The sequence below is a fragment of the Pseudomonas sp. 2822-15 genome, from assembly GCF_002742515.1.
GTDB lineage: Bacteria > Pseudomonadota > Gammaproteobacteria > Pseudomonadales > Pseudomonadaceae > Aquipseudomonas > Aquipseudomonas salomonii.
In genome coordinates this window covers 128,059-152,961 of record NZ_LJRY01000178.1, presented here as the reverse complement: position 1 = coordinate 152,961, position 24,903 = coordinate 128,059, and the positions used below count along the sequence as shown (strand labels likewise).

The following is a 24,903-nucleotide window of genomic DNA, read 5'->3' as shown; positions in this document are numbered from 1 at the left end:
GGAGCATATCACCGTGCGTCGGCATCGCCACCGATCAGCATAAACAAACGGAAAAGTACCACGCTGGTAAACAGTTGCAGGAAGCTGTGGGCACTGTCGATCAGCAAACCCAGCAGCGGCGCGGGGTTGGGGTACACCGCCACGCTCGCGCCTTTGAGCAGCCACAACGGCGTCATTACGCACAGCAGGCACACCAGGATTCGCCAGAAATGCCCACGGGTCAGGCGCAAACTTTCCTTCATCGCCTCCAGCGCCGACATGCCGCGCAACACCAGCAGGTACTCGGCAAATGCCAGCACCACCATCAGCCACAGGCCCGGCAAGAAGTACAGCGACAGCCCCAGCAAAATCAGCAAGGTGCTGACCGCCGTCAGCAGGGCGAAACGCGGCCACATGGCCAGGGCCATGGCCCACACATCTTTAGTGCTGGGCGACTCACCACGGGTACGCGCATCCAGAAACAGGATCAAGGCGCCGGTGTACAGCGGGTACACCAACAACCCGACGACCACGCTGTAACCGGGAAACGCATCCGCGCCAAGCGTGTGGTCGAGTACCTGTTGCAGCAGGGCTTCGAGGATCACCAACGGCAGGCACAGCTGGACGATGGCGCCCAGGTTGCGTTGGGTGAAACGGAGAGAGGCGCGCAATACGTCTAACGGATTCATCAGGTTCATCACAGCCCTAAAAGCAAGGCGAACACTTTAACCGATCATGACGAGAGGTAAGCAAACGTAAACCTTACGTAAAGACCATTGAAACGTCTGGTAACACCCCCATAACTACGCTGTAGCTCACCTGATCACAGGCGGGCCCATGATTTCTACCGGCAATCTAACGAGGTCGCCATGAACAGCGAAGAGCAAACCCTGATCGATGGACTGTTTTCACGGTTGCAACAAGCCGAAACGGACTCAGCCCCCCGCGACGCCCTGGCCGAAGCGCGGATCAAGGAGCACCTGACTCGCCAACCGGCCGCCGGGTACTACATGACCCAGTCGATCCTGGTGCAAGAACACGCGATCAAAAGCCTCGACGCGCAGAACAAGCAACAGGCGCAGCAGATCCAGCAATTGCAGGACGAGCTGCAACAGGCCCGCTCCCAGGCCGCGCAACCAGCGCCGAGCAGTGGTGGCTTCCTGTCGAGCATCTTTGGTGGCAGCAGTTCCCGCGACTCGCAACCGGCACAAAGTGCTCCGCCTTCTTCCGGCGGTGGCTGGCGTGAGCCGGCGCGGCCATCGTTCGGCCAGCCTGCACCGCAACAGAACTACGCTGCGCCACAGCAGAATTATCAACAGCCGCCGCAAGCCCCCGCCGCGCCTATCGGCAGTGGTTTCCTGGGTGGCGCGCTGAAAACCGCCGCCGGTGTGGCCGGTGGTGTGATGCTGGCCGAAGGCATCAGCAGCCTGTTCAGCCACAACTCGCAGCAGCCGCAGGTGGTGGAAGAAATCATCCGCGAAGAACCGGCACCGGCCAGCGACAACGGCAACTGGGGCAATGACGACCAGAAGTTTGCCGGCAATGACAGCTGGGGCAATGACAACTCATCCGACAGCTTCGCAGACAGCGACTACTCCGACGATTCCTCCTCCTTCGGCGACGACGACTCCTTCGTCTGACCCACCTTCAACCGGGGCGCTTCGTCGCCCCGGGCTGATTTTTCGCTGAAACTTTCCCATGGCTGGCATACTGGCAACCTTTCCGGGCCGTGGCGCCTGGCTGTCATGAGGAAGTGCGGTGAAAAAAATTGCAGTGTTCGCCGATGTGCAAAACCTCTACTACACCGTGCGCCAGGCGTATGGCTGCCACTTCAACTATGCGGCGCTGTGGGCTGATATCGGTTCACGCGGGCAGATCGTCGAGGCGTACGCTTATGCCATCGACCGTGGCGACAGCAAGCAGCAGCAATTCCAGCAGATCCTGCGCAACCTGGGCTTTACGGTAAAACTCAAACCCTACATCCAGCGCGCCGACGGCTCGGCCAAGGGCGACTGGGACGTGGGCATCACCCTGGACATCATGGACGCCGCCGACCACGTCGACGAAGTGGTGCTGGCTTCCGGCGACGGTGATTTCGACATGCTGCTCGAGCGCATCATCCAAAAGCACGGCGTTGAAGCCGTGGCCTACGGCGTGCCGGGGTTGACGGCCAACTCGCTGATACGCGCCGCCAGCCGCTACGTGCCCATCGAAGGCGCGCTGCTGCTCAAATAAGTGCTGTGGCTTAATCAATAGTTAGACGGAGTTGGAACAGGTTTGGAACGTATAGCGGTCATCGACTTTGAAACCACCGGCATCACCCCGAGCAGCCACTGCCGGGCCACGGAAATCGCGGTGGTTATCCTCGAGCGCGGCCAAATCGTGGACCGCTACCAGAGCCTGATGAATGCCGGCGTGCGCGTGCCGGGCTTTATCGAACAACTCACCGGCATCAGCAACGCCATGCTGCGCAGCGCGCCACCGGCTGAGCGGGTGATGAATGAAGTGAATGAATTCGTCGGCGTTACGCCGCTGCTGGCGCATAACGCAGCATTCGACCAGAAGTTCTGGGACTTCGAACTGGGCCTGATCCGCCGCACCCGCCTGCAAAAATTCGCCTGCTCGCTGCTACTGGCCCGGCGCCTGATGCCGTCGGCGCCCAACCACAAGCTCGGCACGCTGAACGCGTTCGCCCAACTGCCCCACACCGGCAAGGCTCACCGGGCGATGGCGGATGCGGAGATGGCGGCCAACCTCACCGCGCACCTGGCCCAGCAACTGCGCGGCACCCATGGCTTGCGCGAACTGTCCCACGATTTGCTGTGTACCTTGCAGAAAGTGCCGGCGGCGAAGATCAACGAACACCTGAAAAAGCACCGCGGGTTCTAAGCCTTACGATGATCGTTCCCACGCTCCGCGTGGGAATGCCTCCTGTGACGCTCCGCGTCACGACGTCAAGAGCGGACGCAGAGCGTCCTGGGCTGCATTCCCACGCAGAGTGTGGGAACGATCGGGGAGCTGCGCGGCACCCACGGCTTGCGCGAACTGTCCCACGACCTGCTGTGTACCTTGCAGAAAGTGCCCGCGGCGAAGATCAACGAACACCTGAAAAGGCACCGCGGGTTCTAAGCCTTACGACGATCGTTCCCACGCTCCGCGTGGGAATGCCTCCGGTGACGCTCTGCGTCACGACTTCAAGAGCGGACGCGGAGCGTCCTGGGCTGCATTCCCACGCAGAGCGGGGGAACGATCGGCGGCGGACTATCGAGGCTGCACACACTCCAACGCCCGATCCACCACACCTTTGGCCATCCCCACCAAATGCATCACCGCCCGCTGCTGGGTGCTGAGCGTCTCTCCCGACACATTCACCGTCTCCACCGCGCAATGCAGCAAGTCGGCCGCATGGGCCAGGGCGTCTTCGAAGCTCAGGTTGTCATTGAGCACAAAATTGGCCGCGTCCGGGGCGGATGCTTTGAGGTAGTAGTCGATGGCTCGGCGGTTGAGGAGGGCGTCTTCGCTGAGGAAGTCTGGCTTGGAGCGGGGTGGATCGGGGGTAACTTTGACCATGATGTAGCTTCTCCGTCAGTTAAGAAGCTGCAACCGTTCGCTCGCACACGAATTAGGGTGGCAGCAGTACGCGGGTGTGCAAGACCGTGACGGCGTCCGGTAGATCCGAAGATCTCCCGCGTACAGCTGCCATAACGAATTAACGCCTGAAATACAGACGTTGAGAGTTAAGGCTGATGCGTATTACCGTCGTCGGACTTGCACGTCCGGCCACCGAACATTCGATGACAGAGCGAGACTAGCTACCTGATTCGACGGAAACAAGGCCGTGGAATTCTCTAGGAAACGTCCCGCAAATGAAAGGGATCGGTCCTGCTGGCCACTGAAATATCAGGTGTCGGAGGGGGCTTTTGCGATTTTTCGGAACTGTAAGTAGGTTGTGTCTTTTCAGTCTGTCAGATCCTTCTGGTTTCCCTTTCACCGAGCGATGACTTCCATCCAGCGATTAAGATCCGCCTCATTATTGGCAATGAGAAATTTGATCTTATGAGCGCCGAGATCAGCGAAAAAGTGATTCAGCTGTTCGTCGATATCATCGGCTTTATCGACCGAAGCCAGGTGACGGAGCAAACGAATTTCATCCATGACTTCAAGATCATTGATGAGGATTTGACCTGCTTCGTCATGCAGATCAAATGGCAATTCAACCTGCAAGCGACTCAGGAAGACTGGGATCACATTACGACCATTAAGCAGATTGTCGATTTGATTGTTCAGCGCTCAAGCCTTCAGTGAAGCAACTGACGCCATCGCAGGCAAGCCAGCTCCCACAGTAGATCGCATCCAGCCCTGGCGACTCGGTCAAATGTGGGAGCTGGCTTGCCTGCGATGGCGGTGTATCAGCCACCACTTTTCCCATTCCCCTCCAACTGCCCCAACGGCACTCGCCGTTCTATCGCACTCGACAAAATAATCGAGGTCTTGCTGAACCCGAATTTCGCCACTCGGTTAATCAAATTCTCCAACTCCGGCATCGAACCCACCGCCGCTTGCATGATCACGCACGGGTCGCCCGTGACCCGATGGCATTCAGTCAGTTCGGGGATTTCAGCCAGGGCGTCGTAGACCTTCTGGCTGCCGTTGTTGGTCAAGCGCAGTTCGATCGTGCATTGGATGGGCAAGCCGATTTTGGACAGGTCCACCTTGGCCTGATACCCGGTGATCACACCACTGGCCTCCAGCTTGGCCACGCGCTCAGCCACGGCCGGCGCAGAAAGGTTTACCGTGCGGGCCAATTGCGCGTAGGACGCGCGGCCGTCTTCGAGCAGGGCGCTGAGGAGCATGCGGTCGTATTTGTCCATGATAAGGCTCCAGTAACGCGTGGCTTTCGAAAGCACGGTTTATAGCCCTCACAACCATGCTTTGAAAAGTGTATCGGCGCTTTAAACAGGTTTTGTAACTTATGTTTAGCCTGCTGCCTTTTTAGAATAAGCCTCCCATCTCCTGCCATAGAGCCGCCCAATGCCTGGCCCACGTCGCTTTCCGTTACCGCTGATCGCCGCTTTTTTTGCGCTGTATGTGATTTGGGGTTCTACCTACCTGGTGATTCGAATCGGCGTTGAATACTGGCCGCCGCTGATGCTCGGCGGGATTCGATTCCTGGTGGCGGGTTTGGTGATGTATGGCTTTTTGCGCTGGCGCGGGGCACCTGCGCCGACGTGGGTGCAGTGGAAGGCTGCGGGCAAGATCGGCATTTTGCTGCTGACCTTCGGCAATGGCGCGGTGTCGGTGGCTGAGCACACGGGGGTTACCTCGGGTGTTGCGGCATTGGCGGTGGCGACGGTGCCGTTGTTCACGTTGCTGTGCGGCTATTTCTGGGGCGCACGTAATACCCGCCTGGAGTGGGCCGGGGTGGTGCTGGGGATTATCGGCATTGCCATGCTCAATATGGGCTCCAACCTGCAGTCGAGCCCGACCGGGGCGATGTTGCTGCTGTTTGCCGCCGCCTCCTGGGCCTTCGGCTCGGTGTGGAGCAGGCACTTGCCGTTACCTGCCGGCGCGATGGCCAGTGCGGCGGAAATGATCGTCGCCGGTGCCTTGCTGTTGGTGGGCAGTGCGCTCTGCGGCGAACGCTTGCATTCTGTGCCGCCGATTGAAGGCTGGCTGGCCTTGGCGTACTTGGCCGTGTTCGGCTCGATCATCGCCTTCAATGCCTATATGTACCTGCTCAAGCATGTGCGCCCGGCGGCGGCGACCAGCTACGCCTATGTGAACCCGGCAGTCGCGGTGTTACTGGGCATTGTGTTCGTTGGCGAAACCATCGGCATGGAAGAAGCCTTGGCGATGCTGGTGATCATCAGCGCGGTGCTATTGATCAGCCTGCCACAGTGGCGTAAGCCAAAACCGGAAATAAGGTAAACTGCGGCGCATTGCGACCTTGCGCTGAATTTTTCCTACGGTAAACACATGACTTTCGCCACACTTGGCCTGATCGAACCCTTGCTGCGCGCCCTTGAGACGCTTGGCTACCAGACCCCGACGCCGGTGCAGGCGCAAGCCATTCCGGCGGTGCTGGCTGGTCGCGACCTGATGGCCGCGGCCCAGACCGGCACCGGCAAAACCGCAGGTTTCGCCCTGCCGCTCCTGCAATTGCTGACCATGGAAGGGCCGAAAGTCGCCGCCAACTCGGCGCGTGCGCTGATCCTGTGCCCGACTCGCGAGTTGGCCGAGCAGGTTCACGCCAGCGTCGCCGAGTACGCGCAACACCTGCCGCTGACCACTTACGCGGTGTACGGCGGCGTGAGCATCAACCCGCAGATGATGAAGCTGCGCAAGGGCGTCGACATCCTGGTCGCCACGCCGGGCCGCCTGATCGACCTGTTCCGCCAGAACGCGCTGAAACTCAACCAGTTGCAAACCCTGGTACTGGACGAAGCCGACCGCATGCTCGACCTGGGCTTCTCCGAAGAGCTGGCGAACATCTACCGCATGCTGCCGAAAAAGCGCCAGACCTTGCTGTTCTCCGCGACCTTCTCCGATGAAATCCGCCAACTGGCCGGGCAGATGCTCAACGACCCGCTGAGCATTGAAGTGAGCCCGCGTAACGTCGCTGCCAGCACCGTGAAGCAGTGGGTGGTGCCGGTGGACAAGAAGCGCAAGCCGGAGCTGTTTGTGCACTTGATGCGCAAAGGCCGTTGGAAGCAGGTGCTGGTGTTTGCCAAGACCCGTAACGGCGTGGATGCGCTGGTGGACAAGTTGCAGGGCCTGGGCATCAATGCCGACGGCATTCACGGCGACAAACCCCAAGCCACCCGCCAACGCGCACTGGACCGTTTCAAATCCAGCGACGTGCAGATTCTGGTGGCCACCGACGTGGCGGCCCGTGGCCTGGACATTGAAGACTTGCCGCTGGTGGTCAACTTTGACCTGCCGATCGTGGCTGAAGACTACATCCACCGTATCGGCCGTACCGGCCGGGCGGGCAACACCGGTGAGGCGATTTCGCTGGTGTGTGCCGATGAAGTGAACATGCTGTCGGCCATCGAGATGCTCACGCGTCAGACCCTGACCCGCCAGATGGAACCGGACTTCGAACCGGAGCACCGCGTGCCGGACACCGATGCCAGCGGGCAGGTGGTGAAGAAGCCGAAAAAGCCGAAGAAGCCTAAAGCTTCGGGCGGCGGTGGCGGCAAGCGCAATTTGGGTAAGTGGGTGGACAGTGGTGATGTGGCGCCGGCTGAGCCGTCGATCAAGCCGGTGCGTAAGGTGCCGGTGTTTAATACTGGGCCGCGTAAGAAGAAGTAAGCCTGCCAGGGCCTCATCGCAGGCAAGCCAGCTCCCACATTTGACGGTGTTCACCGTTCAAAATGTGGGAGCTGGCTTGCCTGCGATAGCGCACTCAAACCTAGCGCTTAAGCCACTCCAACACACCACGCCCAGCCGCTCGCCCACTGGCAAAACACCCCGTCAGCAAATACCCGCCGGTCGGCGCTTCCCAATCCAGCATCTCCCCGGCACAGAACACGCCTGGCAATTGCTTGAGCATCAACCGCTCATCCAACGCCTCAAACGGCACACCACCTGCCGTGCTGATCGCCTCATCCATCGGTCGAGTCTTCACCAGTGTCAGCGGCAGCGCCTTGATATCCACCGCCAATTGCGCCGGGTCATTGAAGTGCTCAGATGGCGCCAGTTCACGCAACAGCGCCGCCTTCACGCCATCGAGCCCCAACTGACTGTGCAAATGCTTGCTCATCGACCGCGAGCCACGGGGCTTGGTCAAGGCGGCTTGCACCTTGTCCAGCGGCTTGCTCGGCAACAAATCAATATGCACAGTGGCTGAGCCGTCACGGTTGATCGCTTCGCGAATCGGCGCCGACAGCGCGTAGATCAAACTGCCCTCGATGCCCATGGCGGTGACCACGCATTCGCCCAGCCGAGGCTTGTCCTCCCCAAGGCCGATGGCGACGTTCTTCAGCGGCGCGCCCGCGAATTTGCTGACCATCAACGCGCTCCAGCCCGACACTTCGAAGCCGCAATTGCTCGGTTGCAGCGCGGCGTAGGGCACGCCTTTATCTTCCAGCAACTTGAGCCAGGCTCCGTCGGAGCCCAGGCGCGACCAGCTGCCGCCGCCCAAGGCCAGCACCACCGCATCGCTGTGGACAGTTTTATCGCCGTCCGGGCTGTGGATAAGTAAACCGCCGTCGTCGTTCCAGCCCAGCCAGCGATGCCGGGTGTGGATAACCACGCCTTGGTCGCGCAGGCGCTTGAGCCAGGCGCGTAGCAGTGGGGCGGCTTTCATGTCGGAGGGGAATACGCGGCCGGAGGTGCCGACAAAGGTCTCGATGCCCAGGCCATGAATCCACTCGCACAAAGCCTCTGCGCCAAACGCGCGCAACAATGGCGCCATGTGCGGCGCGCGTTCGGCGTAACGCGACAGAAACGCCGGGTACGCCTCGGAGTAGGTGATGTTCATGCCGCCCACGCCCGCCAGCAGGAACTTGCGCCCCACCGAAGGCATGCCGTCGTACACGTCCACCCGCACGCCCGCCTGGCTCAAGACTTCAGCGGCCATCAGCCCGGCAGGGCCGCCGCCGATAATAGTGACGTGTTGAGAAGGGGTCTGAGGCATGGGCAGGGCTACGGTCGCTTGAATAGGGCGAGCATTCTACCCGACGACGGTGTAGCTGCCTGATCAAAAAACGTACACTTTCCTACACGCCGTACGGCTGCTGGCTTTCAGGCCCTTACGCTCAAGTTATCCACAGGCCGTTCCACAGGCATTGTGGGTAACGCCCACAATTCAATGACAACCTGATGACGCCCACACCCGTTGTGCGCTGTGGTGCAGGATGCCGTGGCGGCGCGCCAGGGCCGGGCGGTCTTTGCTGTAGCCGCCGCCGATCACGCCCATCACTGGAATATCGCGGCCCAGGCAGTGGCGCATCACGCTTTCATCACGTGCGGCTACGCCTGCATCTGTGAGCTTGAGGTAACCGAGTGCGTCGTCTTTGTGCACATCCACACCCGCGTCGTACAGCACCAGGTCGGGCTGGTACAGCGGCAACAGGTAGTTGAGCGCGTCGTCGACCACCTTGAGGTAGTCGGCATCGCCCATGCCCATGGGCAGCGGGATGTCCCAGTCGCTCTGGGCCTTGCGCGCCGGGAAGTTCTTTTCGCAGTGCAGCGACACGGTGATGGCGTCCGGTGTGTCATGGAGGATGCGCGCGGTGCCGTCGCCCTGGTGGACGTCGCAGTCGAAGATCAGCACGCGGTTGACCCGCCCGCTCGCCAGCAGGTAATGGCTGATCACCGCCAGGTCATTGAAGATGCAAAAGCCTGCCGGGTAGTCGTAATGGGCGTGGTGCGTGCCGCCCGCCAAGTGGCAGGCCAGGCCGTGTTCCAGGGCCTTTTGCGCTGCGAGAATGGAGCCGCCAACCGCACGCACGGTGCGCCGGGCCAGGGCTTCGTTCCAGGGCAAACCGAGGCGGCGTTGGTCTTCGCGGGACAGCTCGCCGCTCATGTAGCGCTCGATATACCCAGGTTCATGGGCCAGGGCCAGAATTTCGGCGGGGCAGACCTCGGGGCGCAGCAGGTGGCTGTCCTGGGTCAGGCCGCTGTCCACCAAGTGGTCACGCAACAGGCGGAATTTGTCCATGGGGAACCGGTGGTCCGCCGGGAACTCAGGGCTGTAGTCATCGTGGTAGATCAATGGCAAAGGCATGGGATTTTCTGACGGGAACCTGCGACGGATCTTACCAGCGCTGTACACTCACGCACATGGCAAGGGAGGGGGACCATGGAGCCGATACTGGAATTGGAAAGCGCACGGCTGGTGCTGCGCCAATGGCGGGACAGCGACCTGACGGAATTTGCCCGCATGTGCGCCGACCCGCAGGTGATGCGTTATTTCCCGGCCAAGCTGAGCCACCTGGAAAGCGCGGCGTTGATCGGCCGGATTCGCGGGCACTTCGCCGAATATGGCTTTGGCTTTTGGGCCTTGCAGCGCAAGGACACCGGCGAATTTATCGGCCTCACCGGGCTGCAAAACGTCAACTTCGAGGCCGACTTTACCCCAGCGGTGGAAATCGGCTGGCGCCTGGCCCGCGAGCATTGGGGCCTGGGTTACGCCAGCGAGGCGGCGTGGACCGCGCTGCGCTGTGGTTTTGACCGGCTGCAGCTGGATGAAATCCTCGCCTTCACCACCGAATCCAATCTGCCATCACAAAAAGTCATGCAGGCCATCGGTATGCATTACGATCCGCAGGCAGATTTTGAACACCCCAAGGTCGCAGCCGATGACCCGCTGCGCCATCATGTGTTGTACCGCATCACCCGCGCCCAATGGTTGGACACGCTGCACGGATAAGCAGCCCGGAATGCTCTATTGATTGTAGGAGTTGCTCTATGAGCCAAGTATTGGAAGATCTGGTGGACTTGCTGACCCTGGAGCCGATCGAGGAAAACCTCTTTCGCGGCCGCAGCCAGGACCTGGGTTTTCGCCAACTGTTCGGCGGCCAGGTGCTGGGCCAGTCGCTGTCGGCTGCCAGCCAGACCGTAGAAGAAGCTCGCCACGTGCATTCCCTGCATGGCTATTTCCTGCGCCCTGGCGATGCAGCGCTGCCCGTGGTGTATTCGGTGGACCGCGTGCGCGATGGCGGCAGTTTCAGCACGCGCCGCGTCACGGCGATCCAGAAGGGCAACCCGATTTTCACCTGCACCACCTCGTTCCAGTATGACGAGGAAGGCTTCGAGCACCAGACCACCATGCCCGTGGTGGTCGGCCCGGAAAACCTGCCGTCGGAGCTGGAACTGACCAAGCAACGCGCGCACCTGATCCCCGAGCATATGCGCGACAAGCTGCTGTGCCCCAAGCCGATCGAAGTGCGCCCGGTGACCGAAAAAGACCCGTTCAACCCGCAGCCGTCCGACCCGGTCAAGTACGTGTGGTTTCGTGCTGACGGCGCACTGGCCGATTCGCCGGCGCTGCACAAATACCTGCTGGCTTACGCTTCGGACTTCGGCCTGTTGACGACCTCGCTGCTGCCCCACGGCAAGACGGTTTGGCAGAAAGACATGCAGGTCGCCAGCCTTGACCATGCGTTGTGGTTCCACGCCGACCTGCGCGCCGATGACTGGCTGCTCTACGCCATGGACAGCCCGTGGGCCGGCAATTCCCGAGGTTTCTCCCGTGGCAGCGTGTACAACCGCGCCGGGCAACTGGTGGCATCGGTGACCCAGGAAGGGCTGATTCGCCATCGCAAGGATTGGGCATGAGCCTGTCGGACGTTAAACATTGGGTGTTTGACATGGATGGCACCCTCACGGTGGCCGTGCATGATTTTGCGGCGATTCGCGCGGCCCTCGATATTCCACCTGAAGCCGACATTCTCACGCACCTGGCGGCATTACCTGCGCAGGTGGCGGCGGCCAAGCATGCCTGGTTGCTTGAGCACGAGCGGGAGCTGGCCGTGGGTTCGGTGGCTGCTGTCGGCGCGGTGGAGCTGGTGCGCGAGCTGGCCGGGCGGGGTTATCGCCTGGGCATCCTGACGCGCAATGCGCAAGAGTTGGCGCATATCACCCTGCAAGCGATTGGCTTGGCGGACTGCTTTGCGGTTGAGGATGTGCTGGGGCGTGAGAATGCGCCGCCAAAACCCGATCCGGGTGGGTTGCTGAAGTTCGCGACTGCCTGGAAAGTAGCGCCGAGTGAGATGGTGATGGTCGGCGATTACCGCTTTGACCTGGTTTGTGGCCGGGCGGCGGGGACGCGCACGGTGCTGGTGAACTTGCCGGAGAACCCGTGGCCGGAACTGGCGGATTGGCATGCTGGGGATTGCGCGGCGTTGCGCCGAATGCTCTAACCCAGGCACCTTGGTCGGGCTTAGGTGGGAGCTGAACTTGTGTGGGAGCTGGCTTGCCTGCGATAGCATCACCTCGCTATGCCTGTTAGACCGAGGTGTCTGCATCGCAGGCAAGCCAGCTCCCACACAAGCCAGCTCCCACATTTTTGATCCGGTTTTGTCACCTACTGACTAAACAACACCTTCTCACCCTCAGGCGACGTAAACATCTTATCGCCGTCGTGCCCAACCCCAGGCACTTCCACCAGCTTGTGCGTCAGTTGCGGATGACGCTGCTTGAGGTAGTCAAAATAATTGTGCCCACGAATCAGGCGATAGGCGCCCTGGGTTTCGGCTTCGCAGCTTTTATCCAGCGCCGGGTGGTTGGGGTCGGTGTCTTGCTGGCCCAGCAGGTAGGTGATGTTGCGTGACACGTAAACCTGCTCCAACTGCTGCGCGCTCTGGCCCTTGGCGTAATCCGGCAGGTTCTGCATGCCGTACTTCCAGTCGTTAAAGCCTGGGCAGCTGGCCACGTCAAACTTCACCGGGCGTTGTGGGGTGAAGTAGGCGTAGGACGATGGGTTGGCCACCACGTAACGCAGGCTGATGCCTTCGGTTTGCAGCATCGGGTGGTCGTGGCCGGTGAGGGCGAAGCGCTGCACCACCTGGCCGCCGCCGGAATGGCCGGCTACCACGATTTCTTTCAAGGCCGGGAACAGCTTGCGGTTGCCCAGGTGCTTGATGATCTGGTCGAGGGCGCCGTAGGAGCTGATGTGGCCTGGGCCGGTCGACGGGTCGCCGGCCATCCAGTCGTTGTGGTTCCAGCGCAGCAGCTGATTGTCGAGGTGGTTGCGCTGGGTATCCAACTCATTCAAAAACTGCGGCGCGATTACCAGGGTATTGGCGGCAACGCCTGCGTGCTGGGCGGCATCTTCGCCGCTTTGCAGGTAGGTCTGCGCATTGCGCAGGCGACCGTGCACGATGATCAACGCGCGGGTGACGTTGGGCAGCGGCCGGCTCCAGTCCTGGCTCAAACCCAGGCTCAAGGTGCCGGCATCCAGTTGGAAACGATCGGGGCTGACCACCTTGACGCCATGTTCTTTCTCGGCGGCCCAGGTGGTGGTGGAACACATCGCTAATGCGCTAAGCAGCAATCCCAATCGTTTATTCATTTAAAGACTCTTGGCTGTAAAGGTGTCGCATTGAGTGATCTGGCCCTCTGCGAAGCCGGTCTTGAACCAGCGAACCCGCTGTGCGGAGGTGCCGTGGGTAAACGAGTCCGGCACTACGCGCCCTTGACCCTGTTGCTGCAAACGGTCATCGCCGATGGCGTTGGCCGCATTCAGTGCCGCTTCAATATCGCCGGGCTCCAGCCAGTTCAGGCGTTTTTGCGCGCGGTTGGCCCACACGCCGGCGAAACAGTCGGCTTGCAGTTCCTGGCGTACCAGTAAACCGCCGTCACCTTCCATCTGCCGGCCTTGCTGGCGTGCGGCCTGGATCTTGGCCGAGATGCCCAGCAGCGTTTGCACGTGGTGCCCGACTTCGTGGGCGATCACATACGCCTGGGCGAACTCGCCCGAAGCCTTGAAGCGTTGCGACATCTCCCGGAAGAAATCCAGGTCCAGATACACTTGCTGGTCAGCCGGGCAATAGAACGGGCCGCTGGCCGAGGTGGCACCACCGCAGGCAGAATTGACCCGGCCACGGAACAGAATCAGTTTCGGGTTCTTGTAGACCAACCCGTTTTCCTTGAACACCTGGCCCCAGGTGTCTTCCGTGTCGCCCAGCACGGCGCGCACGAAATCGGCCTGCTGGTCGTTGGCCGGTGGCGCCTGGCGCGCCTGCGTACTCGCCGGGGGCGCTTGCTCCATTTGGCCGCTTAGCTGGCCGAGGATCTGCATCGGGTCCTGGCCGGTCAGCCAGCCAATGCCCACGATCAGCACGATCGCCGTGAGGCTCAGGCCTTTGCCGCCACCAAAGCGCATACCGCCACCGCCGCCACTACTGTCATCGCGGGCGTCCACCACGTTGTCGCTGCGTCGGCCTTTTTTCCATAGCATTGGTGCAGTCCTCTCGTTAAGCCTGTGCTCTTTATTTTAAGAGCAGTGTTGTTGGTGCAGGGGCATGGCGCCAGCCCGGCTGTCCGACAAGCAACGAGAGCTGCCTAGTATCGCTGCTGTCAGGCCGTGTCGGCAGGGGCGCCAGATGAAAGTTATGTCAGGTTTGCCGCCTCAGTCGCGGCAGTAGCCTTCGCCGGTATCGACGACCAGGCAGTCTTTTTTATCTGCCAGCCATTTAAGGCCCGTGGCTTCACCGTCGCCGGCGCTCAACTGTTGCGGGCCGTCCGGGCGGGTGAAACTGATGCCGTCTTCATTGGCTTCGCCTTTGAAGGTGCCGGAGTCGTCGGCATCAAGGCCGTATTTCATGGTAAGCAGGTAGTGGCCACGGCCGATGCTGTCGTCCTTGGCGATGGTCAGGTTCAGGCCTTCGACGCCGATCCATTTGCCGACCCATTTATCGGTCGGTGGGGTTGCCGGCACCAGCGTGGCTTGCACGGAGGCGGGGGCGGGCTTAGGGGCCTCCTTGGGTTCCTTGTTACACGCGGTGAGCAGGGCAAGGGCAGAAAGAACAAAGAGTGTTTTTTTCATAGCGACATGGCCTTGGTTAAAAAGGGTGCAACGCGACGGTGAACGTGCAGCGTTGGACTCGAAACCCGTGATTTAGTGCGCTGTTCGCACGGTGTTTGGTTATGCTCTTGGGGCAGACGCAAGCCCGGCTGCTAGATTACCGGGTTGAGTGCCAAAGCGTTCAGCCCACCATGCAAGAGAATTCAATGACTGTCAGCACACCGCTTTCCGGCGTCAACCATCCTTTCAAAGGCATCCTGCTGATTGTGCTGGCGACGTTTCTGTTCTCCAGCCACGACGCCCTGTCCAAATACCTGGCCGGGTTTTACCCGATTGTAATGGTGGTGTGGGCGCGTTACCTGGTGCACACCTTGCTGATGGCCGGGATTTTCCTGCCGCAATCCGGCTTGCGGGTGCTGCGCAGCAAGCGGCCGGGCATGCAGGTGGTGCGGGCGTTGTGCCTGTTGGGCACGAGTCTGTTTTTTACTGCGGCACTGCATTACATCCCGTTGGCGGAAGCCACGGCGGTGAACTTCCTGGCACCGATCCTGGTGACGGCGCTATCGGTGCCTTTGCTCGGCGAGCACGTCACGCGTGGCCAATGGCTGGCGGTGATCTGCGGGTTTGTCGGTGTGTTGATCATCATCCACCCCGGCGGCGAGTTGTTCACGCCTGCGGTGTTGCTGCCGCTGTGTTCGGCGATGTTCTTCTGTTTCTACCAATTACTCACGCGCATCCTCAGCCAATACGACACACCGACCACCAGTAACTTCTTCGCCGGGCTGTGCAATACCTTGGTGATGAGTGCGCTGGTGCCGTTCTTCTGGCAGGTCCCGACGCTGTGGCATGCCTGCCTGATGCTGGCGCTGGGCAGCTGCGGCATGACGGCGCACTTGATGTTGACCCAGGCGTTCCGCTTCGCGGCGCCGGCCTTGCTGGCACCGTTCGGCTATTGCCAGATCGTGTTTGCGGGGTTGTTGGGTTGGCTGGTGTTCAGCCATACCCCCGATGTGACCACGGTGGTCGGCATCGGGGTGATCTGCATGAGCGGGCTGGCCGCTGCCTGGCAGCAGCGGCGGCGGTGAGTTACACGTCGACTGTGGGAATCTTGCGCGGCGCCATGAAGTACATCCAGGTCAGCGCAATGAAATACATCGCCGGGATCAGGGTGAACAACAGGGTGTAGTTGTTGTTGGTCACGGTAAGGATGTGCCCGACGATCTGGGTCATGAACATGCCGCCGATGGCCGCGCACATGCCGCCGAAACCGAACACTGTGCTCATCATGTGCTTGGGCGTGTAGTCCATCACCAGGCTCCAGATGTTGGCGGTCCAGGCCTGGTGCGCGCCGATCGCCAGGGAGATGGCGAACACTGCAACCCACAATTGGCTGGAGCCGGCAGCCATGATCACGCCGACGATGCAGCAGGCAAACAGCAGCATCGACAACAGCCGCGCCTTGATCGCATTCATCCCGCGGCCGATCAGGAATGACGACAGAATCCCGCCACCCACGCTGCCGAAGTCGGCGGTGAGGTAAATGATGATCAGCGGAATGCCCATCTGGGTCACGTTGATGCCCAGGTTGTATTGCTGGTTCAAAAACGGCGGCAGCCAATACAGGTAGAACCAGAACACCGGCGCGGTCATGGCGTAGGCAAGGGCGAAGGCCCAGGTACCGCGCATGCGCAGGATGCGGCTGAACGGCACGCTCGGTTGCTCGGGTTCGGCTTCCTGTTGCACGTAGTCCAATTCGGATTGTTTGGCCGTCGGGTGGTCTTCCGGGTTGTAGTACTTCAACCCCCAGAACACCAGCCAGATCGCGCCGAGTGCCGACATGCACAGGAACGCCGCCTGCCAGCCCCACACGTGCAGAATTAACGGCAGCAGCATTGGGGTCATCATCGCGCCGACGTTGGTGCCGGCGTTGAAGATGCCGGTGGCCACTGCGCGCTCACCGGCCGGGAACCACAAGCGCGTGGTCTTGACGCAGGCCGGGTAGTTGGCGGCTTCCGTCAGCCCGAGAATAAAGCGGCAGACCATAAAGCCCACCGCCGAGGTGGCCAGGCCGTGGGCACCGGTGGCCAGGCTCCACAGCAGCACGGCGCAGAAGAACACGCGCTTGACGCCCACGCGGTCAATCAGCCGGCCTTGCAGCACAAAACCGATGGCATAACCGACCTGGAACCAGAAGTTGATGTTGGCGTAGTCCATCGCCGTCCAGCTCATCTCTTTGGCCAGGATCGGTTGCATCACGCCGAGGGCGGCGCGGTCGATGTAGTTCAGGGTGGTGGCGAAGAACACCAGGGCCAGCATGCCCCAGCGCGTTTTACCCACGGCCATGGCGCCACGGATTTTGTCGCCGATGCCGGCGTGCGGGTTGCCCGGACGCGCGGCCAGAGCGGAGTTTTGCGAAGGCATGAGGTCGTACCCGTTTTTGAAATTTTTATGGTGTGTTCTGGGTCTTGGTGCAGGTTCGATGGTGCGCAGTGGTTAAAAAGTCGTCAATTCGCCAACTGGGCATAGTGTTCGGTAATCGCACAAAAAACTAACCGGTTCGTACATTTTAATTGCTGCGTGTAGGCTAGGGGCCAATAATTTGCTGCAAATAACAACTCCGGGAGTCGCCCCATGCAACGTTCCATTGCCACCGTTTCCTTGAGCGGCACCCTGCCGGAAAAGCTCGAAGCCATTGCCGCTGCCGGGTTCGACGGGGTGGAGATCTTCGAGAACGACCTGTTGTATTACGACGGCAGCCCGCGGGAAGTTAGGCAAATGTGCGCCGACCTGGGCATTGCCATCACCTTGTTCCAGCCGTTCCGCGACTTTGAAGGATGCCGCCGCGACCGCCTGGCGCGCAACCTGGAACGCGCCGAGCGCAAATTCGATTTGATGCAGGAGCTGGGCACCGACCTGGTGCTGGTGTGCAGCAATGCCTCGGCAGATTGCGTGGGCGATGAACGCATTTTGCTCGATGACCTCAGCTTGCTGGCCGAGCACGCCGGCCGCCGTGGTTTGCGCATTGGTTATGAAGCGCTGGCCTGGGGCAAGCATGTGAACACCTGGCAGCAGGTGTGGAACCTGGTGCGTCAGGTCGATCACCCTAGCCTGGGCGTGTTGCTCGACAGCTTCCATACCTTGTCGCTCAAGGGCGACCCGAGCGGCATTGCCGACATCCCCGGCGACAAAATCTTCTTTGTGCAAATGGCCGACGCGCCGATCCTGGCCATGGATGTGCTGGAGTGGAGCCGGCATTTCCGCTGTTTCCCTGGGCAGGGCGAATTTGACCTGGCAGGCTTTCTCGCGCCGATCATCAAGAGTGGCTACACCGGGCCGCTGTCCCTGGAGATTTTCAACGACGGTTTTCGCGCCGCGCCCACCCGCGCGAATGCGGCGGATGGCTTGCGTTCGCTGCTGTACCTGGAAGAAAAAACCCGTGAACGCCTCAAGCAGCAAGCGCCGGCCCAGCCCGTCGAGATTCTGTTTGATACCCCGGCGGCCAGTGAATACAACGGCATCGAGTTCCTCGAGTTTGCCGTGGATGAAAGCCTCGGCGCCAAGCTGACCCACTGGCTGGAGCGCCTGGGGTTCGTCAAGGCGGGCCAGCACCGCTCCAAGAGTGTGAGCCTGCTGCGCCAGGGTGATATCAACCTGATCCTCAACTGCGAGCCCTACTCCTTTGCCCACAACTTTTTCGAAGCCCACGGCCCGTCGTTGTGCGCCACGGCGATTCGGGTCAAGGACAGCGCCAAGGCGCTGGAGCGGGCCGTGGCCTACAAAGGCCAGCCGTATCGCGGGCTGGTCGGGCCTAACGAGCTGGAGCTGGCGGCCGTACGTGCGCCGGATGGCAGCCTGATTTATCTGGTGGACCCTGCCGAGGGTGCGCTGTACGACACCGACTTCAACTTGCAAGCGGCAACGGCGTCCAGCGGCGGTTTGCTGCGCATCGACCATATGGCCATGGCCTTGCCGGCCGACAGCCTCGACAGTTGGGTGCTGTTCTACAAGAGCCTGCTGGATTTCGAAGCCGATGATGAAGTGGTGCTGCCCGACCCTTATGGCCTGGTGAAAAGCCGAGCGTTGCGCAGCCGGTGCAGCTCGATTCGCTTGCCGTTGAATATTTCCGAGAACCGCAACACGGCAATTTCCCACGCGCTGTCGAGTTATCGTGGTTCGGGCGTGCACCACATTGCTTTTGACTGCGCGGATATTTTCGCGGAGGTCAGCCGCGCCAAAGCAGCCGGTGTGCCGTTACTGGACATCCCGCTCAACTACTACGACGACCTGGCCGCACGGTTTGATTTCGACGATGAGTTCCTCAGCGAACTGGCGTACTACAACGTGCTGTACGACCGTGATGCCCAGGGCGGTGAGTTGTTTCATGTGTACACCGAGGCGTTCGAAGGGCGGTTTTTCTTTGAGATCATCCAGCGCAAGAACGGCTACGCCGGGTATGGCGCGGCCAATGTGGCGGTGCGCCTGGCCGCGATGGCCAAATCGCGCAGCGGCGCGGCACGTCAGGCGCGTTTATAACGGCCGGGCAGGTGCTTCCTTCGGGAAGCGCCTCGGCCCATAATCGCCGCTTGCACAACACAAATGGCCGTGAGCGCACCATGACCCTGACCCCCGACCTCTCCGCTGTGTCAGACACACCGCGCAAGAGTCGCAAGAACAACCCGGAAAAGACCCGCGAAAACATCCTGCAGGAAGCCATCGTCGAGTTTGTTCAGCAGGGCCTGTCCGGCGCGCGCGTGGATGCGATCGCCGAGCGTATCCACACCTCCAAACGCATGATCTATTACTACTTCGGCAGCAAGGAGCAGTTGTACGTCGAGGTGCTGGAAAAACTCTACGGCGACATCCGCAACACCGAAACGCGCATGAACCTCACCGCCCTGGAACCGCGTGAAGCGATCCGCCGGCTGGTGGAGTTCACCTTCGATCACCACGACCAGAACGTGGATTTCGTGCGCATCGTCAGCATCGAAAATATCCACAACGCGGAATACGTGAAGCGCTCGGATTCGATCAAGGCGATGAACAGCAACATCCTCGAAGCGCTGGGCGCCACATTGCGGCGGGGTGCCGAGATGGGGGTGTTTCGCGAGGGGCTGGAGCCGCTGGATGTGCACCTGCTGATCAACTCATTCAGCTTTTACCGGGTGTCCAACCGCCATACGTTCAGTGAGATTTTTCAGATCGAGCTGTCGGATGAGGCGATTAAACAGCGGCATCGGGAGATGATTTGTGAGTCGGTGATGCGGTACCTGCAGGCTTGAACCCACCGACTCCCAATCTGGAATGCAATCAGTGTGGGAGCTGGCTTGCCTGCGATGACGGTGTGCCAGTCACATCAATAGCGACTGTTGAATCGCTATCGCAGGCAAGCCAGCTCCCACATTTTTTGATTTCGGTTTCGGCAGTCAGCCATTCATGCTCTGAAAGTGCGCCAGCATTCGCTGCGCATCCGGCGCCTCGCCACTGAACAGTTCAAACGCCTTCACCGCCTGAAACACCGCCATATTGCCGCCGTCCAGCGTGCGACAACCCAGGGCGCGGGCGTCGCGCAGCAGTTCGGTTTCCAGCGGGAAATACACGATTTCCGCGACCCACAGTTCGGCTCGCAACAGCGCCGGCGGCACCGGCGTGCCGGGCAGCTTGGCCATGCCCATGGGCGTGGTGTTCACCAAGCCATCCGCCTCGGCCATCGCGTTCTCCAGTTGGTTGCCAACCTGGGCGCGACCGGCACCAAAGCGCTGCGCAAGGTTATCCACCAGGTCGCGGGCGCGGGTCATGTCCACATCAAAAATACTCAAGTGCTGCACGCCTTGGGCCAGCAACGCATGGGCCACTGCTGCGCCCGCACCGCCGGCGCCCATCTGTACGACGCGCTCGCGCGCGACATCATGCAAGTTGCGCCGGAAACCTTCGGCAAACCCCAGGCAATCCGTGTTATGGCCAATGCGCTTGCCATCCTTGAACACCACGGTATTGACGGCGCCAATGCCTCGCGCCTCGTCAGACAATTCATCGAGCAGCGCCAGCACTGCCTGCTTGCACGGGTAGGTAATGTTCAAGCCGGTAAAGTGCATCAACTCGGCCGCGTCCAGCAGGTCGGGCAGGGCGTTGATGTTCAGTTGCAGGGCTTCCAGGTCGATCAACTGATACAGGTAGCGCAAGCCTTGGGCGTCGCCTTCCTGTTCATGCAGGGCGGGCGTGCGGGAGGCCTGGATGCCGGCGCCGATCAGGCCGGCGAGGATGCGCGGTTTCATCGGGCGGATCCTTTGAGGCTGTGGCTGAAGTGTTCCAGCGCCAGGTGATAACCATGGCTGCCAAAGCCTGCAAGCACCGCCTTGGCAATGGGCGACACAAACGAGTGGTGCCTGAACGCCTCGCGCGCATGCACATTGGATAAATGCACTTCAATCACCGGCACTTCACTGGCCACCAGTGCGTCGCGAATCGCTACGGAGGTGTGGGTCCAGGCCGCCGGGTTGATCACGATACCGGCGCAACGGGCGCGGGCACCGTGGATCCAGTCGAGCAGTTCACCTTCGTGGTTGGTCTGGCGAAATTCGATTTTCAACCCCAGGTTTTCCGCGCTGCGGCCGCACAGTGCGGCGATGTCGGCCAGGGTTTCATGCCCGTAGGTAGCAGGCTCGCGGGTGCCGAGCAGGTTGAGGTTGGGGCCGTTGAGCACCAGCACGATGGGCGGCATAAAGGGTATCTCCACACTTATTATTGGTTGTGTGGATAAAATGTACCGGATGGTTAATTTGGTCAATTGAAGGCGGCTGATGTGTTCGATTATCGAACGCTTATTCGCAGGCATACCCCGCAGCATCAAATTCACTATCGATTGAAAAATCAACGCACAGCATGGGTATTGGCTGGCGCGAATTCAGTTGAAGTATTACGCGGGGTTGCTGAACGAGCAGGACCTGCGGGCGTTGGCAGGGTATTTCCAGCCGTCGGCATGAGTGGTTACAACCCCGTGTTCGCGGGGTTGTTCGTCGTTACTAATCTGTGAAACAGCTTCGCAAGGATGGGGCCGGTTGTCGGGTGCCACGGAAAAATTGTTACCTGACGGAAAATAACCTAACGGATGGGTTACGATGAAAGTAGGTGCTTACAAGGGATATGTGATCTCAGTGTTTTTGCGGGATGAACACTGCCCGCCCCACGTTCATGTCAGGGGCATGGCATGGGATGCGCGTTTTCGTTTCAGCTTTCTGGATGGGGAAGTGGAGTTGTGGGATGTAGAGCCGGATCGCAGGCGGCCATCCACTGCGCTCCTGAAGGAAATACGTGAGGCGATCATGCAGCCGCACTACCTGGCGCGGGCACGCAGGATCTGGTGGGAGAAGCTGCAAACGGTTTGCCTGGAGAATCATTCCTGGGATTGGGAAGCGGGTGAATTGGTCCCAGGGTTGGTCATTCGACGTGGTGTCTATGTCATCGCAAGCGCCCGGCACGATGTCGTAGAGCAAAGAACAATTTTGAATCTGGTCAGAGCGCCAGATTGCGTGGGGATTAATTTATGAAAATCGTAAAAGCCAAAGTCGTGCCCTACAAGCCGCTCACTGACGCCGATGTCGACAAGGCAATCGCCCGTGGGCGCAAGCTCAAACGTCTGTACGCCAATGCCAGCAACGTGCGCTATGAACACGAGTGCATTTCCATCGGCTTCAGCGACGGCAGCCGCGTCATGTTGCCTGTGGCCGGGCTGCCGGAGTTCGAAGGGTTTTCCCTGGAGGACTTTCAGCAACTGGAGGTCGGCTTTGGCGGCAAGGCGCTGTGCTGTGAGGCGCAGGATCTGGACGTGTCGATCACCGGCCTCATCGCCACCAGCCAGCCCTTGATGGACCTGGCAACAAGCATGGTAGCGTCGCGTAACGGTCGCAAGAGCAGCGCCGCCAAAACCGCTGCCGCCCGAGCCAATGGCAAGAAGGGCGGTCGGCCACGCAAGGAGCCGGTGGATAACGGTGATTCAACAGATGCATGAAAACCCGGTGTGGTCGCTGGCTTGCCAGCTCCCACAGTTTACCGGCGGGTCAATAACACCCCGGACTCCATATGGTGCGTCCACGGGAACTGGTCAAACATCGCACACTGGGTAATCCGGTGCGTGTCATGCAGTTGCGCAATGTTTGCCGCCAACGTCTCCGGGTTGCAGGAGATGTACAGGATGTTGTCAAAACGTCGGGTCAGTTCGCAGGTGTCCGGGTCCATGCCGGCGCGCGGTGGGTCGACGAAGACGCTACCGAATTCGTAGCTTTTCAGGTCGATGCCGTGCAGACGGCGGAACGGTCGAACTTCGTTGAGTGCCTCGGTGAGCTCTTCGGCAGACAGGCGCACCAGGGTGACGTTAGCCACTGCGTTTTCATCAAGGTTGCTTAAGGCCGCATTCACCGAGGTCTTGCTGATTTCGGTGGCCAGTACCTTACGCACACGGGTTGCCAGTGGCAGGGTGAAATTGCCGTTGCCGCAATACAACTCCAGCAAATCATCCGGGCGATCGCCCAGGGCTTCATAGGCCCAGTTGAGCATCTTCTGGTTCACGGTGCCGTTGGGCTGGGTGAACGCGCCCTCGGGTTGGCGGTAGCTGAAGGTGCGCCCGCCGACCTCGAGCTTTTCCACCACGTAGTCATGGCCGATCACATCGCGCTTGCCCTTGGAGCGGCCGATGACGCTGACATTCAAGTCCGCCGCCAGCTTGTTCGCAGCCGTGTGCCAATGCTCGTCCAGCGGGCGGTGATAGCACAGGGTAATCATCGCGTCGCCGGCCAGTGTGGTCAGGAACTCCACTTGGAACAGCTTGTGGCTCAAGGCTGCGCTGGCTTGCCAGGCGGCTTTGAGTTGCGGCATCAACTGGTTGATGCGTTGGCTTGCGATCGGGAATTGTTCGATCAGGATCGGCGTGCGTTTGTCGTCCTGGGAGAACATCGCGTAGTGGCGCTCACCGCCTTCGCGCCACAGGCGGAACTCCGCGCGCAGGCGGAAGTTCTGCAGCGGCGAATCGAAGACCTGCGGTTCAGGTGCGTCGAACGGTGCCAACAGGTCACGCAAGCGCGTGACCTTGTCTTGCAGTTGAGCGGTGTAGCTTGTGGCGTCAAAAGTCATGCGTTGAACCAGCCCAGCTTGATCACAAACAGAATCGACAGGATCACCAGTGCCGGGTTCAGCTCACGGTAGCGGCCCGAAAGCAGCTTGATGGCGGTCCAGGCGATGAAACCGAAGGCGATGCCGTTGGCGATGGAGTAAGTGAAAGGCATCGCCAGGGCGGTGACCACCACCGGCGCTGCAACAGTAATGTCGTCCCAGTCGATTTCGGCCAGGCCCTGGGTCATCAGCACGGCCACGAACAGCAGCGCCGGCGCGGTGGCAAATGCTGGAACACTGGCGGCCAGTGGCGAGAAGAACAGCGCCAGCAGGAACAGGATGGCGACCACGATGGCGGTCAAACCGGTACGGCCACCGGCACTCACGCCCGCAGCCGACTCGATGTAGCTGGTGGTGGTCGACGTACCCAGCAGCGAACCGGCCATGGCGGCGGTACTGTCGGCGATCAGTGCACGGCCCATTTTCGGCATGTGGCCGTCCTTGCCCATCAGGCCGGCGCGTTTGGCCACACCGATCAGGGTGCCGGAGTTGTCGAACAGGTCAACGAACAGGAAGGCGAAGATCACGCTGACCAGGCCGATATCCAGCGCGCCTTTGATATCCAGTTGCAGGAAGGTCGGCGCCAGGGACGGTGGCATCGAGGTCACGCCGCCGAACGGAGTGAAGCCCATCACGATAGACACGATGGTCACCGCCAGGATGCCGATCAGTACTGCACCGCGCACCGCCAGGGCTTCCAGCGCAACAATCAGCGCGAAACCCAGGGTGGCCAGAATCGGCGCCGGTTGTTTCAGGTCGCCCAGGCCAACCATGGTGGCCGGGTTGCTGACCACGATACCGGCGTTGTGCAGGGCGATCAGCGCCAGGAACAGGCCGATACCGGCGGCAATCGCCGAACGCAGCGGCAGCGGGATGCTGTTGATGATCCACTCACGGATGCGGAAGATCGACAGCAGGAAGAACAACACCGCCGAAATGAATACCGCGCCCAATGCGACCTGCCAGGTATGGCCCATGTGCAGGACCACGGTGTAGGTGAAGAAGGCATTGAGGCCCATGCCCGGCGCCAGCGCGATCGGGTAGTTGGCGATCAGGCCCATCACGGTCGAACCGATGGCGGCGGCCAGACAGGTGGCGACGAACACCGCGCCCTTGTCCATGCCGGTCTCGCCGAGGATGCTCGGGTTCACGAACAGAATGTAGGCCATGGCCAGAAAGGTCGTGATACCCGCGAGAATCTCGGTGCGCACGTTGGTGTTGTGTGCTTTGAGTTGAAACAGCTTTTCCAGCATGCCGGCTCCCTGTGACGCTATTTTGCGTCGTTA

The 24,903-nt window shown here is 60.7% G+C and carries 27 protein-coding genes and 1 pseudogene; 15 read left to right on the top strand and 13 right to left on the bottom strand.

Features of this window, described 5'->3' with window-relative positions:
- Positions 1–8 precede the first annotated feature (8 nt).
- Positions 9–668 (bottom strand): YciC family protein, encoded by a 660-nt coding sequence (locus AOA59_RS10135; RefSeq protein ID WP_099487198.1) that lies wholly within the window; start codon positions 666–668, stop codon positions 9–11.
- A gap of 180 nt (positions 669–848) precedes the next feature.
- On the opposite strand from AOA59_RS10135, the gene AOA59_RS10130 reads away from it, so the two are divergent.
- From AOA59_RS10130 to AOA59_RS10115, 4 genes and pseudogenes are all read left to right on the top strand, one after another.
- Entirely contained in the window at positions 849–1,619 is a 771-nt protein-coding gene (locus AOA59_RS10130; RefSeq protein ID WP_065911105.1) for a DUF2076 domain-containing protein, read from the top strand.
- A gap of 118 nt (positions 1,620–1,737) precedes the next feature.
- Positions 1,738–2,214 (top strand): NYN domain-containing protein, encoded by a 477-nt coding sequence (locus tag AOA59_RS10125; protein WP_065911106.1) that lies wholly within the window; start codon positions 1,738–1,740, stop codon positions 2,212–2,214.
- Positions 2,215–2,256: 42 nt separating this feature from the next.
- Positions 2,257–2,868, top strand: a complete 612-nt coding sequence (locus AOA59_RS10120; protein WP_069786461.1) for a PolC-type DNA polymerase III — start codon at positions 2,257–2,259, stop codon at positions 2,866–2,868.
- Between the two features lie 126 nt (positions 2,869–2,994).
- Positions 2,995–3,108, top strand: a pseudogene (locus AOA59_RS10115) (3'-5' exonuclease); the annotation flags it as partial.
- Between the two features lie 132 nt (positions 3,109–3,240).
- Here AOA59_RS10115 and AOA59_RS10110 read toward each other — a convergent pair.
- On the bottom strand, positions 3,241–3,549 hold the full coding sequence (locus AOA59_RS10110) for a DUF3077 domain-containing protein (protein WP_099487129.1): 309 nt from the start codon (positions 3,547–3,549) through the stop codon (positions 3,241–3,243).
- Between the two features lie 486 nt (positions 3,550–4,035).
- Between AOA59_RS10110 and AOA59_RS10105 the strand changes: the two genes are divergently transcribed.
- On the top strand, positions 4,036–4,284 hold the full coding sequence (locus tag AOA59_RS10105; RefSeq protein WP_099487127.1) for an acyl carrier protein: 249 nt from the start codon (positions 4,036–4,038) through the stop codon (positions 4,282–4,284).
- A 104-nt stretch (positions 4,285–4,388) separates the two neighbouring features.
- Here the strand turns inward: AOA59_RS10105 and AOA59_RS10100 are convergent, their stop codons facing one another.
- Positions 4,389–4,850: an Lrp/AsnC family transcriptional regulator gene (locus AOA59_RS10100; protein WP_099487125.1), complete on the bottom strand. Its 462-nt coding sequence runs from the start codon at positions 4,848–4,850 to the stop codon at positions 4,389–4,391.
- 160 nt (positions 4,851–5,010) lie between these two features.
- On the opposite strand from AOA59_RS10100, the gene yedA reads away from it, so the two are divergent.
- Together yedA and AOA59_RS10090 are read left to right on the top strand one after the other, a co-directional pair.
- Complete coding sequence (yedA, locus tag AOA59_RS10095) at positions 5,011–5,907, top strand: drug/metabolite exporter YedA (protein WP_099487124.1); 897 nt, start codon at positions 5,011–5,013, stop codon at positions 5,905–5,907.
- A 48-nt stretch (positions 5,908–5,955) separates the two neighbouring features.
- On the top strand, positions 5,956–7,293 hold the full coding sequence (locus AOA59_RS10090; protein ID WP_056862011.1) for a DEAD/DEAH box helicase: 1,338 nt from the start codon (positions 5,956–5,958) through the stop codon (positions 7,291–7,293).
- Positions 7,294–7,393: 100 nt separating this feature from the next.
- Here the strand turns inward: AOA59_RS10090 and AOA59_RS10085 are convergent, their stop codons facing one another.
- On the bottom strand, positions 7,394–8,620 hold the full coding sequence (locus AOA59_RS10085) for a TIGR03862 family flavoprotein (RefSeq protein ID WP_099487122.1): 1,227 nt from the start codon (positions 8,618–8,620) through the stop codon (positions 7,394–7,396).
- 171 nt (positions 8,621–8,791) lie between these two features.
- Positions 8,792–9,712, bottom strand: a complete 921-nt coding sequence (locus AOA59_RS10080; RefSeq protein ID WP_058421550.1) for a histone deacetylase — start codon at positions 9,710–9,712, stop codon at positions 8,792–8,794.
- Between the two features lie 75 nt (positions 9,713–9,787).
- Here AOA59_RS10080 and AOA59_RS10075 point away from each other — a divergent pair, with 75 nt between their 5' ends.
- The 3 genes from AOA59_RS10075 to AOA59_RS10065 are packed head-to-tail and all read left to right on the top strand — an operon-like array spanning position 9,788 to position 11,849.
- Positions 9,788–10,357: a GNAT family N-acetyltransferase gene (locus AOA59_RS10075; RefSeq protein WP_099487120.1), complete on the top strand. Its 570-nt coding sequence runs from the start codon at positions 9,788–9,790 to the stop codon at positions 10,355–10,357.
- 38 nt (positions 10,358–10,395) lie between these two features.
- Positions 10,396–11,265 carry an acyl-CoA thioesterase II gene (gene tesB / locus AOA59_RS10070; protein WP_017139338.1) on the top strand — a complete coding sequence of 290 codons (870 nt, stop codon included), beginning with the start codon at positions 10,396–10,398 and terminating at the stop codon, positions 11,263–11,265.
- Complete coding sequence (locus AOA59_RS10065; RefSeq protein ID WP_099487118.1) at positions 11,262–11,849, top strand: HAD family hydrolase; 588 nt, start codon at positions 11,262–11,264, stop codon at positions 11,847–11,849. Before tesB ends, AOA59_RS10065 begins: the two co-directional genes overlap by 4 nt.
- A gap of 164 nt (positions 11,850–12,013) precedes the next feature.
- Here AOA59_RS10065 and AOA59_RS10060 read toward each other — a convergent pair whose 3' ends face one another.
- From AOA59_RS10060 to AOA59_RS10050, 3 genes are all read right to left on the bottom strand, one after another.
- Entirely contained in the window at positions 12,014–13,000 is a 987-nt protein-coding gene (locus tag AOA59_RS10060) for an alpha/beta fold hydrolase (RefSeq protein ID WP_065911117.1), read from the bottom strand.
- Positions 13,001–13,888, bottom strand: coding sequence for a neutral zinc metallopeptidase (locus AOA59_RS10055; protein ID WP_099487117.1), 888 nt, complete (start codon positions 13,886–13,888; stop codon positions 13,001–13,003). It abuts the gene before it with no gap.
- 171 nt (positions 13,889–14,059) lie between these two features.
- Complete coding sequence (locus tag AOA59_RS10050) at positions 14,060–14,476, bottom strand: membrane lipoprotein lipid attachment site-containing protein (protein ID WP_065911119.1); 417 nt, start codon at positions 14,474–14,476, stop codon at positions 14,060–14,062.
- 185 nt (positions 14,477–14,661) lie between these two features.
- Between AOA59_RS10050 and AOA59_RS10045 the strand changes: the two genes are divergently transcribed.
- The gene (locus AOA59_RS10045; protein WP_065911120.1) at positions 14,662–15,540 is read left to right on the top strand and encodes a DMT family transporter; all 879 of its coding nucleotides are present in this window, start codon (positions 14,662–14,664) and stop codon (positions 15,538–15,540) included.
- A 1-nt stretch (position 15,541) separates the two neighbouring features.
- Here the strand turns inward: AOA59_RS10045 and AOA59_RS10040 are convergent, their stop codons facing one another.
- Positions 15,542–16,876 carry an MFS transporter gene (locus AOA59_RS10040; RefSeq protein ID WP_065911121.1) on the bottom strand — a complete coding sequence of 445 codons (1,335 nt, stop codon included), beginning with the start codon at positions 16,874–16,876 and terminating at the stop codon, positions 15,542–15,544.
- A gap of 210 nt (positions 16,877–17,086) precedes the next feature.
- Here AOA59_RS10040 and quiC point away from each other — a divergent pair, with 210 nt between their 5' ends.
- Together quiC and AOA59_RS10030 are read left to right on the top strand one after the other, a co-directional pair.
- Complete coding sequence (quiC, locus tag AOA59_RS10035; protein ID WP_099487115.1) at positions 17,087–18,988, top strand: 3-dehydroshikimate dehydratase QuiC; 1,902 nt, start codon at positions 17,087–17,089, stop codon at positions 18,986–18,988.
- A gap of 80 nt (positions 18,989–19,068) precedes the next feature.
- On the top strand, positions 19,069–19,734 hold the full coding sequence (locus tag AOA59_RS10030; RefSeq protein ID WP_056862012.1) for a TetR/AcrR family transcriptional regulator: 666 nt from the start codon (positions 19,069–19,071) through the stop codon (positions 19,732–19,734).
- Positions 19,735–19,878: 144 nt separating this feature from the next.
- Here AOA59_RS10030 and AOA59_RS10025 read toward each other — a convergent pair whose 3' ends face one another.
- Together AOA59_RS10025 and aroQ are read right to left on the bottom strand one after the other, a co-directional pair.
- Entirely contained in the window at positions 19,879–20,727 is an 849-nt protein-coding gene (locus AOA59_RS10025) for a shikimate dehydrogenase (RefSeq protein WP_099487113.1), read from the bottom strand.
- Positions 20,724–21,173, bottom strand: a complete 450-nt coding sequence (gene aroQ, locus AOA59_RS10020; RefSeq protein ID WP_056858207.1) for a type II 3-dehydroquinate dehydratase — start codon at positions 21,171–21,173, stop codon at positions 20,724–20,726. Before aroQ ends, AOA59_RS10025 begins: the two co-directional genes overlap by 4 nt.
- Before the next feature lie 397 nt (positions 21,174–21,570).
- On the opposite strand from aroQ, the gene AOA59_RS10015 reads away from it, so the two are divergent.
- Positions 21,571–21,999 carry a DUF4160 domain-containing protein gene (locus AOA59_RS10015; RefSeq protein WP_099487111.1) on the top strand — a complete coding sequence of 143 codons (429 nt, stop codon included), beginning with the start codon at positions 21,571–21,573 and terminating at the stop codon, positions 21,997–21,999.
- Positions 21,996–22,460 carry a DUF2442 domain-containing protein gene (locus AOA59_RS10010; RefSeq protein WP_099487109.1) on the top strand — a complete coding sequence of 155 codons (465 nt, stop codon included), beginning with the start codon at positions 21,996–21,998 and terminating at the stop codon, positions 22,458–22,460. Before AOA59_RS10015 ends, AOA59_RS10010 begins: the two co-directional genes overlap by 4 nt.
- A 38-nt stretch (positions 22,461–22,498) precedes the next feature.
- Here the strand turns inward: AOA59_RS10010 and trmA are convergent, their stop codons facing one another.
- Positions 22,499–23,578: a tRNA (uridine(54)-C5)-methyltransferase TrmA gene (gene trmA, locus AOA59_RS10005; protein ID WP_065911125.1), complete on the bottom strand. Its 1,080-nt coding sequence runs from the start codon at positions 23,576–23,578 to the stop codon at positions 22,499–22,501.
- On the bottom strand, positions 23,575–24,870 hold the full coding sequence (locus tag AOA59_RS10000; RefSeq protein ID WP_065911126.1) for an NCS2 family permease: 1,296 nt from the start codon (positions 24,868–24,870) through the stop codon (positions 23,575–23,577). Before AOA59_RS10000 ends, trmA begins: the two co-directional genes overlap by 4 nt.
- Positions 24,871–24,903: the final 33 nt, after the last annotated feature.